The 15,309-nt window shown below is 68.1% G+C and carries 14 protein-coding genes; 3 read left to right on the plus strand and 11 right to left on the minus strand.

All coding sequences use genetic code 11. The annotated features are described in order from the left end of the window. Positions 1–5: 5 nt before the first annotated feature. Positions 6–1,649: a cation:proton antiporter gene (locus VNM24_09545; protein HWQ38835.1), complete on the minus strand. Its 1,644-nt coding sequence runs from the start codon at positions 1,647–1,649 to the stop codon at positions 6–8. Between the two features lie 203 nt (positions 1,650–1,852). Beyond that, positions 1,853–2,467, minus strand: a complete 615-nt coding sequence (locus VNM24_09550) for a hypothetical protein (GenBank protein HWQ38836.1) — start codon at positions 2,465–2,467, stop codon at positions 1,853–1,855. Positions 2,468–2,734: 267 nt separating this feature from the next. On the opposite strand from VNM24_09550, the gene VNM24_09555 reads away from it, so the two are divergent. Further along, positions 2,735–2,989: a hypothetical protein gene (locus tag VNM24_09555; protein HWQ38837.1), complete on the plus strand. Its 255-nt coding sequence runs from the start codon at positions 2,735–2,737 to the stop codon at positions 2,987–2,989. Positions 2,990–3,108: 119 nt separating this feature from the next. Here the strand turns inward: VNM24_09555 and VNM24_09560 are convergent, their stop codons facing one another. The 6 genes from VNM24_09560 to VNM24_09585 all read right to left on the minus strand — a co-directional run bounded on the left by VNM24_09560 (position 3,109) and on the right by VNM24_09585 (position 9,747). Next, on the minus strand, positions 3,109–3,861 hold the full coding sequence (locus VNM24_09560) for an aldolase/citrate lyase family protein (GenBank protein HWQ38838.1): 753 nt from the start codon (positions 3,859–3,861) through the stop codon (positions 3,109–3,111). Between the two features lie 207 nt (positions 3,862–4,068). After that, positions 4,069–4,458, minus strand: a complete 390-nt coding sequence (locus VNM24_09565) for a cupin domain-containing protein (protein ID HWQ38839.1) — start codon at positions 4,456–4,458, stop codon at positions 4,069–4,071. 53 nt (positions 4,459–4,511) lie between these two features. Continuing rightward, a complete protein-coding gene (locus VNM24_09570; protein ID HWQ38840.1) occupies positions 4,512–5,486 on the minus strand; it encodes an META domain-containing protein in 975 nt (324 codons plus the stop codon). A gap of 72 nt (positions 5,487–5,558) precedes the next feature. After that, positions 5,559–7,127 carry an amidase gene (locus tag VNM24_09575; GenBank protein ID HWQ38841.1) on the minus strand — a complete coding sequence of 523 codons (1,569 nt, stop codon included), beginning with the start codon at positions 7,125–7,127 and terminating at the stop codon, positions 5,559–5,561. Positions 7,128–7,285: 158 nt separating this feature from the next. Further along, positions 7,286–8,413, minus strand: coding sequence for an FIST C-terminal domain-containing protein (locus VNM24_09580; protein HWQ38842.1), 1,128 nt, complete (start codon positions 8,411–8,413; stop codon positions 7,286–7,288). A 101-nt stretch (positions 8,414–8,514) separates the two neighbouring features. Beyond that, positions 8,515–9,747, minus strand: coding sequence for a magnesium transporter (locus VNM24_09585; protein ID HWQ38843.1), 1,233 nt, complete (start codon positions 9,745–9,747; stop codon positions 8,515–8,517). 180 nt (positions 9,748–9,927) lie between these two features. Here VNM24_09585 and VNM24_09590 point away from each other — a divergent pair, with 180 nt between their 5' ends. Together VNM24_09590 and VNM24_09595 are read left to right on the plus strand one after the other, a co-directional pair. Next, on the plus strand, positions 9,928–10,746 hold the full coding sequence (locus VNM24_09590) for an enoyl-CoA hydratase (protein HWQ38844.1): 819 nt from the start codon (positions 9,928–9,930) through the stop codon (positions 10,744–10,746). A 94-nt stretch (positions 10,747–10,840) separates the two neighbouring features. Further along, the gene (locus tag VNM24_09595) at positions 10,841–11,833 is read left to right on the plus strand and encodes a hypothetical protein (GenBank protein HWQ38845.1); all 993 of its coding nucleotides are present in this window, start codon (positions 10,841–10,843) and stop codon (positions 11,831–11,833) included. On the opposite strand, the gene VNM24_09600 is transcribed toward VNM24_09595, so the two are convergent. The 3 genes from VNM24_09600 to VNM24_09610 form a co-directional block, all read right to left on the minus strand. Then, positions 11,823–12,356: a CDP-alcohol phosphatidyltransferase family protein gene (locus VNM24_09600; GenBank protein ID HWQ38846.1), complete on the minus strand. Its 534-nt coding sequence runs from the start codon at positions 12,354–12,356 to the stop codon at positions 11,823–11,825. The two genes, VNM24_09595 and VNM24_09600, sit on opposite strands and share 11 nt — an antisense overlap. Positions 12,357–12,385: 29 nt before the next feature. Next, positions 12,386–12,772: a dienelactone hydrolase family protein gene (locus VNM24_09605; protein HWQ38847.1), complete on the minus strand. Its 387-nt coding sequence runs from the start codon at positions 12,770–12,772 to the stop codon at positions 12,386–12,388. Positions 12,773–12,872: 100 nt separating this feature from the next. Continuing rightward, on the minus strand, positions 12,873–15,158 hold the full coding sequence (locus VNM24_09610) for a hypothetical protein (protein HWQ38848.1): 2,286 nt from the start codon (positions 15,156–15,158) through the stop codon (positions 12,873–12,875). Positions 15,159–15,309 lie beyond the last annotated feature (151 nt).

The raw sequence follows: 15,309 nt of genomic DNA on the forward strand, positions 1-15,309 counted from the left end.
GGCGCTCACAGCGCGCTTCGGACCGATCTGATCAGCGCGTCCACCGTCTCGTCCATCACGTCGACCACGTAGGCGGCACCGAACTCCTCGAGCCAGGCCCGTTCGGCGCCGGTGGCCGCGGTGGCGATCACCGCCAGCCGCGGATTGAGTTCGCGCGCCGCCGCGCACACACGGATCTTGTCCTGCAGCGCGGGATTGGCCACGACCAGCACTCTGGCGTCGAGCAGGCCGGCAGCTCTCAGGACCTCGGGACGGCCGGCGTCGCCGAACACGGTCGCCACGCCGAGCGCGCGCAACTGCTCCAGAACATCGACGTCGGTATCGATCGCGCACACCGGCACGCCGCCTTGCGCGCAGCGTCGAATCAGTCTCAGGCCCGCCTCTCCGAGTCCGCACACGAGCACCGGCGCGCCGACGCCTTCGCCCGGCGCTTCGCCGTGCGCGGTGGCCGCCGCCGGCGCGCCCGCCGGCGGCGAACCGTCCAGTCGCGCTTCGAACGCCCTGAGCGCCCGGAAAAGCAGCGGATTGAGCGCGATCGATACGATCGCCGTCATGATCAGCACATCCATGCCTTGTTCCGGCAGCACGCCCAGCGAGTTGCCGAGCGCGCCGAGAATGAAGGAGAACTCGCCGATCTGGGCAAGTCCCACGGCCACCGTGAGACCGGTGCGCACAGACTCGCGCAGCACGGCCACGATCGCCAGGGCGACCAGCGGCTTGACGATCAGCACGACCGCAAGCGCGCTCAGCACCACGGCCGGTTGCGAGCCGATCAACGCGGGATTGAACAGCATGCCCACCGAGACGAAGAACAGCGCGGAGAACACGTCGCGGAAGGGAAGCATGTCGGCGGCCGCTTGCGGTCCGAAGCGCGACTGGCCGACCACCAGACCGGCGAAGAAAGCGCCCAGGGCCACCGAGACGTTGAATACCGCGGTGGCCAGGAGGGCGATTCCCAGCGCGACCACGAACACGGCGAGGGTGAACAGCTCCGTCGATCGCACGCGCGCGACGCGGGCCATCGCCGGCGTCAGTACACGCGTGCCCGCGATCCATACCAGAACCGCGAACACCGCGGCCTTGCCCAGTGCGACGAAGAGCTCGCGGGACACGCCGAGGATGCCGCTGCGTTCCACGGCGAGCGCGGGCAGCACGACCAGCGCAACGACGGTGAACAGATCCTCGACGATCAGCCAGCCGACCGCGACATGTCCGTCGTGCCGGCCCAGGCGATCCTGCGCGACCAGCATGCGCATGAGCACCACGGTACTGGCCACGGCGAGCGCCATGCCGAACACGATCCCTGCGCCGTGCCCCCATCCGAACGCGCGCGCGGTCGCCCAGCCGGCGATGGTGGCGAGCGCGCTCTGCGCCACGGCGCCGGGCAGCGCGATGCGCCAGACGCGCAACAACTCTTGCGGATGGAAGTGCATGCCGACGCTGAACATCAGCAAGATGACGCCGATTTCGGCCATCTGCGCTGCCAGCCGCGGGTCGGCGACGAAGCCCGGCGTATACGGGCCGACCACGACCCCGGCCAGCAGATAGCCCACCAGCGTGGACAGGCCCAGGCGCTGGGTCAGCCATCCGAGCGCCAGCGCGAAGGCGAGCGCGCCGGCCAGCGTGGTGATGACGGTGAGATCGTGCATCGATTTGCGGCCAATGGTGCACCCTACGCCCCGGCCTTTGCGAGGCCAGCGGCCGCGGAGAACGCGCGGCGAACACGAGGCGCGGGCGCGCAGCGGATCATGCGACGCGCGCCAGCCCCGCAAGCGGCGGGAGGAACGCCGTTTCGCAGCCGGCTATCCGGCGGCCCCCGAATCCTCGGCGGTGGGGCTCGCGAAGCGTCCCCTCAGGCCTTGATCCAGGTTTCGGAGAACGCGAGGAAGGCGGTGCTCGAGTCTTTCTTGCCGGCGAACTCCCGCGGAAACGGCTTGCCGTCGACGGCTTTGCCGTTGATCGCCGCCGCGGCCCTGTGGGCATCGAAGAACAGCGAGATCATCTCGTGCCTGCCGGTGGCCGAGTGCTCCTTGTCGAACTCGACCAGGAAGGGCGCCGAAAGATCGGACCAGGTCAGGCAGACCTGGCCGATGGCGGACCGGAACCATTCGCTGTGGACGCTGGTTCCATTGCCGCCCGCCACGAAATCCCAGCCCGGTCGGTATTCAACGCCGGCCAGTCCGCTCGCATTGCGGAAAGCCGAGAAGTGGGCGACGAATCCCTTGCAAAGGTACTCGGCCAGCGGCTCGTTGTCGGTCAGGCACACGTTGGGCCTTCCCGGCTTGCGCCCGTTGCCCTGCGGGTCGAGCAGCATGAACGCTGCGTGGCCTTTGCCGTGGGGAGAGGTCACGACGCGAAAGAAGCTCACCAGCGTCACGAACGGCCCGTCCGTCGAATCCTTCAGATACATGCCGGGATTCTCGCCGGACCAGTCCACTTTGCCCGGATTGATCGGTACACGTGCCATCGGTTCTCCTCCTATTGCTTGGGGTTTGGCGGGTCAGGCCGTCCGAAAAGTTGGCCAAAGTCCTTTCTTCACGCTTTTTTCACGCCCGTGTTAACACGCCCTTCACGTTCGACCCGGATGATGCGCACATCCCGAAAGACGCGAGCCGGCGTTGGCAGGCAGGCAGTCTAACGCAGCAGCGGCTGATGCCACCGACCGCCGGGCGCGCTGACCCGAGGGATCAAGGCAGACGTTATTTATCCATCATCCAATGAAAGGAGCATGACCATGAAAACGCTGAAGAGCCTCACCATCGCTGCGATCCTTGCAACCGCTTCCGGCCTCGCCCAGGCGGGCGGTGTCGAGCAGTATGGCCGCGGCACACCGGACCCCAAGGCCGGCGTGAGCGTCCCCAGCGCGGGCGCCAACACCGACGTCGCCGCCGTGCAAGGCCGCGCCTCCGTCATCCGCAGCGCCCAAGGCGGCAATGCACGACTGACGGTGTTCGCACGGTCCGTCTCCGAAGTTTACGGCCGTTCGTAACCCGCAACGCCCGACAGCGGACGGCGCCATGAGCGCCGTCCGCTTTTTTTCGTTGGGCGCGCCCTGCCCGCACGGCACGCGGCGTCGAGCGGCTTTGCGAGCCGGACCTGTTCGCCGGGTCAGTTGCGTGCCGCCCTCAGGTAATCGGCGGCCTGACGCGCCAGCATGATGTAGTCGGTGCACAATCCGATCACGCGGTAGCCCTGCGCCATGTAGGTGCGCGCGTGGACCGGCGTGTGCGCGTAGATGCAGCGGGCGATCGCGCGCTTTTCGCACGCCTCGATGACGCTCCCGATCGCTTCCTGCACCCGCGGGTGATCGATCTGGCCGGGCAGACCCATGCTGCCGGACAGGTCGAAGGGACCGACGAAGACGCCATCGATGCCCGGCGTATCGAGAATCTCCTCGATGTTCCTGATCGCTTCGACATGCTCGATCTGCACGATGACCGCGATGTCGTCGTTGGCCCGCTTCATGTAACCGTCGAAATCGAGATCGAAGCGCTGGCTGCGCGTGATGCCGACGCTGCGAACGCCCATCGGCGGATATTTGCAGCGACCTACCGCCAGGCGAGCGTCCGCGGCGTTGTTGACCAGGGGCACGATCACCCCCGTGGCGCCGATGTCCAGGGCCTTCTTGATGTGGGCTTCGTCGTTCCAGGGCACGCGGACGACACAGGCGATGCGGTCGTCGACCGCGGTGAGCACGTCGAGCGCGTTGCGCGCATCCATCGGCGAGTGCTCGAGGTCGACGAACAGCCAGTCGTAGCCGGCGGTGACGAAGATTTCGGCCACTTCGGGCAGCGGCATCTGCAACAGCGCCCCGATCAGCACGTCGCCCTTCTGGAGGCGCCTGCGGAATGAGATTGTCATTTCTTCCTTCTTCGGCTGGATGACAGGGACGAACCAAAAAGCACCAGGGACGCCGGGAAACCAGGACCGGAAGAGCTTCGACGACGACCGGCGCGCCCACCGGCCCCGGCGCGCTCCCGCGGCGGATTTCAGGACTTGCGCCGTGAGCCTCTTGCCGTTCTCGGCGTCCCGGGTGGTTCGCTGGACGATTCCAGGCGTCGATTCGGGTCAGTCATCGATGGTCGCGAAGTCCGCCGGCATCACGATCTCGATGAGTTCCAGGTCGTCGGAATGCCCCAGCTCGGTGTGCCTGATCCCGGGCGGCTGGTGCACGCAGGTGCCGGCGGTCAGGCGATGTCTGCCGGCACCTTCATACTCGAACTCGATCCAGCCCTTGAGCACGTACACCATCTGGAAGTCCACGGCATGATGGTGCTTCTGCGGCCTGGCCAGGGCACCCGGTTTGGCGCGAATCACGTGAGCCAGCACCTTGCCCCCGGTCGCCGCCCGGATTCCCAGATCGCGGTACTCGAAGAATGGCCGCAACCCGTCGGCCTCGAAGCGGCCATCCGCTGCATGACTGATCGAGAATCTCATGCCTTGCGCTGACTGGCCCATGTTGCGCTCCTGATTGTCTATCCCGGCGACCGGGGCATGACACCCGTGTCGGACTACCGAACGAAAGTCAGCTCGACCGCACCGTCCGTGCTTCGAAGCACGAGGCGGTTGCCCTCGCCCCGGTAATGGCGGGTGCGGCGCAAGGCAGCGAGAAATGCCTGCTCCTGCCGCATCAGCGCCGGCGAGCCCGCCATCCTGGTCGCGACGAAGCCCGTTGCGGACCATTCAAGCTCGCCATCCAGGTTGAACCGGTACTGCCCGTTGAAGCGATTCACAGAAGCATTGCCCGTCACCTTGCCGCTGGGATCGAAGGACACCGTGATCGAACTGCCGGGCAGCAGGGCACGGCTGCGCCCGCGTTCCTTCCACTGCGCCAGCCGCCACTGCACAATCGGTCGCTCGCTCGCAGCCGGCAAGACGGTCTCGGCACTCGACGGGCTGGGTGCGGACGAAGCGGTTGCCGCCGGGGAGATGGCCGTCAGGGGCTCGGCAGGCGCGACGATGACCGAGGCGCCTTGCTCCTCCACGACGGTCACTGCGGGCAAGGCCACCTGCGTCTGCGGCGCGTCGGCTGCCGGCGGGGGGGCGGAGGATGACGTCGCGGGCAGTGCCGGCGCGGCGTTGGCGCGTTGCACGAAAGCGGCAAGCTCCTGCTCGCGCGCGAGCGTTGCACGAATCTGGCAATCCTTGACGAACTCCTCGCCGCGGCTCCCCGGCGGAGCCTGAACCGCCTGCCAGGTGCAGTTGCTGTCGCGATAGGCGTTGAACCTGCGCTGGCTGTCGATGAAATTGCTCATCCCGGCGCGCCGGTTGTCGCGCTCCAGCTGCTCGATGCGTTGCTGTGCCGCCCTGAGCGCGGCGTTCAGTTTCAGAGTGGCGTCCCTGAGCTTCGCGTCCAGACATGCGATGAGCGCGCTGCGCTCGACTGCGCCCTGCGTGCATTCCTCGAGCGGAGTTTGCGCCGCGGCGGCACCGCCGCCGAACAGCGCAATCAGGACCGCCGACCGCGAGATGCTGCGAATGTTCATGTGCCTGTGCTCCTCCGTGAAACCCTTCCCTTCATCGCGATGCCAACACATATCCCCGTGGTTGCGCGCGCCTTACCGGGCGAAGACGCCCTCGCACCATTTTGCCGCCTGCAGCACACGGGCGTCGGCACCGGGCCGGCCGACGATCTGCACGCTGACCGGCGCGCCGTTTCCGGCCCTGCCGCAGGGCAGACTGATCGCCGGCAAACCGCAGAAGTTGATCGGCGAAGTGAAGCGCGTCAAGAGCGGCGCGATGTGCAACGGTCGGCCGCCGATCTCCACCGTGCTCGTGCCGGACTTCGGCGGCAGCACCGGCATCGCGGGAATCAGCATGACATCGGCGTCAGCGAACGCACCGATCATCGCGTCGCGCACCTGTTTGCGCAGCTGCTGCGCCTTGATGTAATCGACCGCCAGATAGAACTGTCCGATCTCCAGGCGCACGCGCACATCCTCGCCGAGCTTGTCTCCATGCGCCTTGAGCAGATGCGCGTTGCTCTGCGCCGCTTCGCAGTTGATGGTGATGAGCTGGATGCCGGGGGACAGCTCGATGCCCGGAATGTCGGTGGGCGCGATGCGCGCGCCGGCCGACTCCAGCTTCTTCAGGGCGGCGTCGACCGCCACGCGCACCTCGTCTTCCAGCAGATCGAAGAAGAAACGGCGGGGGCGCACGATGGACGGCGCGCTCACCGTTTCCGGCGGCAACGTGCAGTGCGGCGGCAGACCGGCCATCACCTCGAACATGAGCGCGGCGTCCTCGACCGATCGGGTCATCGGGCCGACATGATCCAGCGACCAGGCCAGCGGCCAGACGTCGCCCGCCGGCACCGCGCCGTAGCTGGGCTTGAACCCGACAACACCGCAGCAGGCCGCCGGCAGGCGGATCGAGCCGCCGGTGTCCGACCCGATCGCCAGCGTAGTCAGACCGGCCGCCAGCGCGGCGGCCGAACCGCCGCTGGAGCCGCCCGGAATGCATCCCGGCAGCCGCGGATTCTGGACGTGGCCGAAATGGGGGTTGGCGCTGGTCACCCCGAAGGCCAGTTCGTGCAGGTTGGTGACGCCAATCACGAGCGCGCCCGCTTCCCGCAGGCGGGCGACGCACCGCGCATCGCGCGCCTGACGTTTCGCCTCCGCCGCCCGGGTTCCGCCAGTCAGCGGATAGCCCCGCACCGGGCACAGGTCCTTGACCGCGACCGGCACGCCGGCCAGCGGGCCGGGATCTTCGCCGCGCTGGATGCGCACCGCGAGCTCTTCGGCCTCGTCCCTGACACGGGCGTGATCGACCGCGATGAAGGCGTTCAGATGGGCAGCCGCCTCGATGCGCCCGAGAAACAGCGAGGCGACCTCGAGCGGGGAGAGCGAGCGCGAGCGCACCTGCTGGGCGATTTGCACCGCCGACGCGAAGGCGAGATCCGCCGCGATGGCCGGCGCGCGGTATTCGCCGGGCGGATGAGCGCCGTGCGCCAGGGGGACCGGCGGAGCGAGCAGCGGCTCCCCGCACACCACGGTCTCGAACACCTGCTCGATGTCCTCGACGCCGAACGCGAACCGTTCCTCCCAGAGCTGCACGCGCTCCGGGGGCTCGTAGCGGCGGAACGCGGCGATCGCCCGCAGCAGTTGCGAATAGCGCCGGTCGATCATGCCGTCGCGCTCGGAAACCGAAGGCCGGCGACGCAACGCCGGCCGAAAAGCGGCGGCATCGCGAACGCTGCAGCGCGACGCATCGTCAAGCTACCGTTCAGGGCGCATCCGAAACCGCCATCTTTCTTGTTCATCCGCCGCTCCCCGGTTGTGGGCCCTCAAAGGAAAAGCGTGAGCACGCCAGTGTAGCCGTACAGGCGATTGTGGGAGATCTCGCCGTTGCAGAAGAAACCGACCAGCGGAATGTCGCCGAGCGCGCGCTCGATCATGCGCAGTTCTTCGGAGTCCTCGCCGAACAGACTGGCCCCGCGACCGATGCACGAGTAATACACGCCGCCGCGCGGCGCCCGATAAAGGCCGTTCTTGATGCTCTCGAGCATGCGCTCCATGTCATCGGCCGCCGAGGCGTTGTCGCGCCGGCAGAACATGATCTTCGTCCCTTCCTGAGGCACATCACCGATGGCGAGCAGCTTGTTCACCGGGTCGATGCCGACCAGGTTGCGCACCAGGTAGTCGGCGCGGTCGCGGACCGCCAGGCCGGCGAATATCGTTCCTCCCAAGTGCGCGAGATTGCGCCAGAGCGGCTCGCCGATGTCCTCGCGGAATACATCCAGCGCAGCCCGTCCGTCGAGCGTGATCAGCACGTTCTGCTGCGCGTGCGTGATGGTGTGACGCGGCCCGATCGGCGCACATCCCTGTGTGAGCCGCGTGGACACCACGACGTCCTCGGAGAACAGCACGCCCGACAGTCCGCCCCGGACCACGCCGTCAGCGATCTGCACGTAATCGCGCCGCGAGCTGGTCAGCCCGCCGGTCAGAAACCCGCTCTCCAGAATGCCCGCCAGGTCGGACACCAGTCTGGCGAGCTGGGCATTGCGCGGGTCGGCGTGGACCACGGCGAAGTTGGCCGGCACGCCGCCGAAATGCAAGGCCACGCGTTCCAGATCCTGCGCGGTGCGCACGCCCGAGAACACCCGAAAGCTGTCGTCTGCGAAGGCGCACAGCATGACGGCGAGCGCCGGGCGGTCGTAGAACTCCCGGCCGGTGGCACAGATCCCCATGCCCACCGTGCCGACCCAGTGCAGCACGCCGGTGTTCTGCCGGAAAAACTCCAGGATCGGTCGCGCCTCGGAAGCCAGGCTGTCGGTGAGATAGAGAAAGCCGAGGTTGGCGCCGTGCGGACCCTTGCCAAGCTGGGCGAGGCAGGCGTTGGCCGCGTCGCGCCAGTTGGGCGAGGCGGCGCAGCCGCAGGCAAAGGGTTCGGACCAGGAAGCCGACGTAGTCACCGGATGACTCGAGCGGGTGGCGGAGCAATGAACAGTGCGCGGCAGCGGCGGACAACCCGCTTCGCCTTCCGGACCAATGTTATTCCCACCGCGTCCCCAACTCAAAGAATCAGCAGCGTGGCCAGTCCCAGGAAGCAGCCCATGCTCGCGATGTCGGTGGCGGTCGTCAGGAAGATGCTCGAAGCGCTCGCCGGGTCGAAGCCGAGCCGCTTGAGCATGAGCGGGATCACGGCGCCGGAGACCCCGCTCACCACGCAACTGGCGATCATGGCGAGCAACGTCGCCGCGCCCAGCAGGAGCGCCGCGGGGTTGTTCTGCGATACCGCGGTGGCGTACATGCCCATGGCGGCCACGACGCCGACCAGCGCTCCGTTCGTAAAACCGAGCGAAGCTTCCTTGAAGATCAGCGCGCGTTCCTTGCCTTTGCCGAGTTCTCCGAGCGTGAGCCCGCGCAAGGTCACCGCCAGCGACTGGCAGCCGGTGTTGCCCGACTGCCCGGCCAGCACCGGCAGGAACAGCGCGAGAATGACCAGTTGGTCGAGCGTGTCCTGGAAAAGGCCGACCACCGCCGCGGCCAGAAAAGCGGTCAGCAGATTGAGCTGCAACCACGGGTGGCGGAACTTGAAGCTGCGCGCCCAGGAGGTGGCCAGGCGCTCTTCCTCCACGCCGACCATGGCGGCCGGCTGCGCGCTGATCTCGAAGGTCTGTTCCTCGAACAGGACCTGCCCGCGCACCAGACCGACCAGCCGGCCCCGCTCGTCGCACACCGGATACACCGGATAGTGGCGATTGAGCGCCTGCCTCATCGCGGCATCGAGCCGCGTATCGGGCGAGAGCGCGAACGGGTCCCGCAGCATGATTGCTTCGAGCCGGTCCGAAGGCCGGGCGAACAGCAGGTCGCGCATGGTAACCAGGCCGAGCAGACGCGATGCGCCGTCGACCACGTAGCAATATGTGACGAAGGCGGTGCGAATGACGCCGCGCAGCCGCGCGAGCGTCTGCTCCACGGTCAGGCCCGGGGGAAACACCGCCACGGCCGGCTCCATCATGCGGCCGATCGCGCCTTCAGGGTAGGACTGGTTGCGGGCCCATTGGCGGGCGACTTCACTGGGCGCCGCCGCCAGTACCCGCGCACCGAAATCCTCCGAGAGCCGCTCCAGGATGTCGGATACGAGGCCCGGGTTGAGCTCCTGCAGCACCTGAGCAGCGAGCAGCGCAGACTGTTCCGACAGCAGCCGCGCGCCGTCGCGCGGCTCGCGTCGCCTGATCTCGCTGATCAGGGCGCGCTTGCGGTCCGAGTGCTCGCTCCAGGCAGTGCTGCGAACTTCATTCATCGACGGGATCCCCTTGTGGTCCGCTCGGCGGCACCGACGCCGCGGTCTGCCTGCGAGCTCGAGTTTACCCTCGCGCACGCCGGGGGCGCCCCAGCCGCGCAGGGGGCCGCGCGGCGGGCTTGGACGTCCCGCCGCGCGCGCCTAGAATGTGGGCTCGAAAGGTCCCGACCGGAGCAAGCCATGAGCACCACCGTCGCTGCCACCACGCAAGCCGTCGCGACCGCCGAGCCGCTGCTTTTGCGCAGCGACGCGGGCGGCATCGCCACGCTCACTCTGAACCGTCCCAAGCATTACAACGCGCTGTCGCAGGAGCTGCTGACCGAGCTGCAGTCGGCGCTCGATGCGATCGAGCGGGATGCGTCGGTGCGAGTCGTCGTCATCGCCGGCAACGGTCCGGCATTCTGCGCCGGTCACGATCTGAAGCAGATGCGCGCCACTCCGCGCAAGGAGTACTACGAGGCGCTGTTCGCGCAGTGCAGCCGCTTCATGCTGACCCTGGCCCGCATCCCGCAGCCGGTGATCGCGCGCGTGCACGGAATCGCGACTGCGGCCGGTTGCCAGCTGGTCGCCGCGTGCGACCTGGCGGTCGCTTCGGAGGCGGCGAAGTTCGCCACCTCGGGCATCAACGTCGGCCTGTTCTGCTCGACGCCGGCGGTTCCCGTCTCGCGCAACGTCGCGCGCAAGCCGGCGATGGAAATGCTGTTGACCGGCGAATTCATCGATGCGCAGACCGCGAAGTCGTATGGGCTGGTGAACCGCGTGGTCTCCGCGGACCGGCTCGACGCCGAAGTGTCCGCGCTGGCTGGCGCGATCATCGCCAAGTCGCCGGTGGCGGTGGCGACCGGCAAGCGCATGTTCTACGAGCAGATCGAAATGGGCATGAAAGAAGCGTACGACTACGCCGCCGAGGTGATGGCCTGCAACATGATGGCGGAGGACGTCGGCGAAGGCATCGACGCCTTCATGCAGAAGCGCCCGCCGGTGTGGAAGGGCCGCTAGCGCCTCGCCCACGGACGGCACCGGATACGGGCGACCGGTGGCCCCGTCAGGGGCCATTGTCGTTTCTGTGCAACCTCGATCGAAGGACAAACCGATGCGCGTGATCCCGCTGCTTGCGACCCTCGCCACGCTGTCCTCTCCGAGCGCGGCGCTCGCGGGCGGCTCCAACTATGGGCTGGCTCCGGGAAGCCCGGCGAGCTTCCAGAACAAGGTGGCGGAATGGCCGGTGCCCACGCCGGAGTTCGCGCGCGACCCGGCGCCGGGACCGGACGGCAACATCTATATCGCGGTCATGTACGGCAACAAGATCGCGCGCTTCGACGTTCAGACGCAGAAGTTCCACGAGTGGGATCTGCCGTCCGGGGCGCGCCCGCACGGCTTGCTGGTCGATCGCGACGGCATCGTCTGGTACACCGGCAACGGCAACGGAACCATCGGGCGGCTGGACCCGAAGAGCGGCAAGGTCACCCAGTTCAGGACGCCGACCGGGGGCGATCCGCACACGCTGGTGACCGACGACCGCGGCACGATCTGGTTCACGATGCAATCGGCGAACAGGATCGGGCAGCTCGATATGAAGACCGGGCGCATCGTTGAATACCCCACCTCCGGCAGGCCCTACGGCATCGCGCTGGATCGATCGGGAAACGTGTGGTTCTGCCGCATCGGCAGCGGCCAGCTGGGCAGACTGGATCCGAAGACCGGAAAGATCGAGGACGTCGATATCGGGCCGGGCACCGCACCGCGGCGCATGGCGGCCGCGCCCGACGGCACGCTCTGGATCACGCTCTACGGCAACGGCAAGCTGATCCGGCTCGACCCTGCGAGCGCGCGCATCGTGGGGGAATATTCGCTTCCGGCGGGCGCCAACGGCGGACCCTACGCGGTCACCGTCGATGGCGCCGGCATCGTCTGGGTCAACGAGATCAACACCGACACGGTAGTGCGCCTGGATCCGACGAGCGGCGCAATGCAGGTGGTGCCTCTGCCGTCGAAGGGCGTGGGCATCCGCAAGATGATCGTCGATGCGCGCGGCCGGCTCTGGTACATGGGCTCGCACAACGGTCGCCTCGGAGTCATCGAATAAGACCACCCGATAGCCACGCGCGGGCGTAGAGGGCGAGCGAAACCACGATCGAGACCGTCAGGACCACCTGCAGCGCAAGCAGCAGCGCGGGAGCGTCGATCCAGCGCGCGCCGTGGGCGATCGTCGCCGCCAGGGTCAGCAGCGCCAGCGCAGTGTGCGCCTTGCCTGCGCGGTTGGGGGAAGGCCATTGATCCTTGAACTTCGGGTCGATGAGCAGCGGCGCCAGGATCAGCACGTCGCGCGCCACCAGCGCCATCGCCAGCCACAGCGGCAGCAGGCCCTCCCAGGCCAGCACGAACGCCGTGGAAATGACGAACAGCTTGTCGGCGACGGGGTCGAGCACGACACCGACCTGGGATTCCGCGTTCAGCCGGCGCGCGAGCCAGCCGTCGATGCCGTCGGACACGGCGCCGATGGCGAAAACCGCGAACGCCCCCGCGAAACGCTGTTCGGCGAGCAGCACGGCGATCACCGGCACCAGCAACAGGCGCAACAGCGTGATCGCGTTGGGCAGATTCTTCATGGCAGTCGGCGCGATGCGCAGCGCGCTTCCTAGCGCGCGCCGTGCCGGGCGAACCAGTCCTGGATGTCCTGCATCGCGGAGACATCGCCCTGCCGCGCATAGAGCTCGGGCGCAACCGCGAAGTAACCCGCGTGCGCAAGCCGCCGGCAGACATCCTTGATGTGTTCGTGCACGCCGGAGATTTCCTGCACCACGAGCACCAGCGGAAACATGACGCCGGCACTGGGCAGCGCGCGGTAACCAGGGATTTCCCCGTCGCTCACCGGAATCCTCACTTCGCCGGCGATCAGACCCGCATCGCCGGTGTGTATCGTCTGCGCCGCCACCGGCCGTACGGCAGCGGCAAATCCGGTGGCCAGCGTCGTGACGAGGAACGCCCGTCTGGTCAATGGCCGATGATCGTTCGAAGGAAACATGCGCACCTCGTTCACGCAAGGCAGGCGGTCACGTTAGAGCAGCCGCCGCCCTTCTTCAACGGTCCCGCCGGCCGGGCGGCATCGCCGTCGCGCTCTTTTTTCACGGACGATCCAGCGCGATTCCGCCGACGCCGGCGCCGTTGCTCGGCTCGCCGGCCCGCCAGCGCGTCTCGCCATTGGCCAGTCGCGTGGAATAGCGATCGAAGCCGAATTCGTCGATCAAGACGCCGAGACTGAAGATCGGATCTTCGCCGCGGAAGTGGTAGGCATTCTCCCCCGCCGCCCCCTGCGCAACCTCGCTCGCCGCGCGGTAGAAATCGTCGCCGGACAGATCGTGCAACAGCGCGCGGGCCTGCTGTGCGGCGGCGCCCTGGCTCAACGCATCGGCACGATAGACATCGTCGCCGGAGCCATCGATGAGCAGCGCGACCGACTGGTCCCAGGCCGCGCCCTGCCCGGCCGCCGTCATCGACCAGTAGACGTCATCGCCCGCGGCGTCGGCGAGCAGGCCGAACGCCTGGTGAGCGGCGAAGCCCTGTGCATAGCGATTGCCGTAGTACAGGTCGTTTCCGCCTGCGTCGTGCAGCAGCCCGACACCCCAGAAGTAGCCGCCGCCCTGGCTGAATTCGCCGCCCTCATAGCGATCATCCCCGCCCAGATCGAGCAGCACTCCGACCCCGCCCAGATCATAGGGACGGATGCCAACGCCCACTCCCTGGCTGAACGCCATGAATGAAGCCGGAACGCCGTACGCCGAAGGCACCGGCCCGTTGGCGCGATAAAGATCCGCACCGCCCGCGTCCAGCAAGACGCCGAATCCGCGCGGCCCGCCTGCGCCCTGGCTGAAGACTTCGGACCGATAGACGTCCGACTCGGCGCCTTGATCGAGCAGGATCCCGCTGCCATAGAGCGCGGCGCCGGCCGACCACGCAGCGCACTGATAGCGATCGGCGCCAGCGCCGTCGAGCAGGACACCGAAGCCCATGGCACCCGCGCCGCACCCGCCGAGCGCGCTCTCGTAGCGATCATCACCGGCCCGGTCGATCAGTACCGAGACACCCAGCCAGCCGGCACCGGGCCCGCCGACTGCGGCTTCGTAACGGTCGGCGCCCGCGAGATCGATCAGCGTCTGCGTCTCGCCCGGCATCTCCCCGCCCCAGCGATATACGTCATCACCGCCGGGGTCGATCACGGCATAGAGCCGGTCCATCGCATAGCGATTCGGTCCGGGGCCGCCGACCACGACGTAGCCGCCGTCGACTTCGACATGATCGAGGATCTCGCCTTGCACGATGGCGGCGAGCGCGGCAGGCGGGGCGTGCGCGACTCCGGCAGCCTCTACCGGGCGCTGAGCGTTCCGGAGCAGATCGTCGAGGACCGCGAGCAAGCCGGCCAGCTCCAGGCGCATGCTGGATTGCATGGCCCGGATGCCCCGCAACACCTCCGGTTGCCGCAGCAAGGTGCGATCGGCCGCGGTCTTCTGCAGTAGGTAGTGCAGATCCGCGACCGCTTGCGCGCGGTCGATGCCGGCTGCGGCAAAAATGCGGCGCACGCGCGCATTCGCGGAGCTCACGTCCGCCGCGAACTGCGCGAGCCTGACCGGCCCGCTGGGCCAGGTCGTGACGGCGACCGGGCAGTCGAGCGCCAGGTGCTCGCAGATCGTATGGGCGAGCCGGTCGGTCGCTGGCGCGCGCATCCCGGCCACGAGGCGGTCCCGCCAGCGCCTCATCGTGAGAGGCCGCTCCAGCGCCGCGCGAATCAGAGGCAGCTTGTGGTAGCCCGTGTCTCGGCGTGCCAGGTCGGCGAACATCCGATCGAGGCGCCGAGCGATCGGCGCGGCGTCCGGCGCGGCCGCGAGCGCCTGCTCCAGCGGGTCGCCCGCGGAGTCGGCGTCGTCGTCGAAAATGACCGCGGCATAGGGCACGGCTGCGGAATAGTCCGCGGGTCCGGACCAGCGCTCGCGCTCGTCGACCACCAGCTCGACTTGCAGCGGCGTGGCTCCGCGCACGACTTGAAGAAGGAGCCGTGCGCCCGGAGCCGATGCGTCGATGATGGCCCTGGCGCGCGCCGCGTCCACCTCCCTTTCGCCGATGCGCTGGATGCGGTCGCCCTGCATGAGTCCCGCGAGCGCCGCCGGACCGGCCACCATGCCGAGCACCTCCACGCCGCCGCCTTCGGCGTCCCCAAGCCACAGACCCGCAAATGGCGTAGACCCGGCGGGCAGGGCCACGGTCTGCGCGGGGGGTTGCGCCGAGAGCGGGAGTCTCGCTGGATTCGCGCAAGCTGCGCCCAGCGCCAGAGCGCCGATCATGACGGCCGGACGCATCCGCCCGATCAGCCCGAGCACGCCGGCGCTCCCGCGCAAGTCAGGCTCGAACGCCGTCATGTGCGCCGCGAGCCGAGCGCGAGCGGCTCGTCGCGATCGGTGAGGGAAACGACAACGCCGGCCGCCTGGCGCGCAGAGCCGGAAGTCGCCCGCGCGCGGCAGCGGGCAGGCTGCCTTGCTTGTGCTTCTCGGTCCCGAAGGCGACGAGCAA

The organism is Burkholderiales bacterium (assembly GCA_035560005.1).
GTDB lineage: Bacteria > Pseudomonadota > Gammaproteobacteria > Burkholderiales > Eutrophovitaceae > DASRFY01.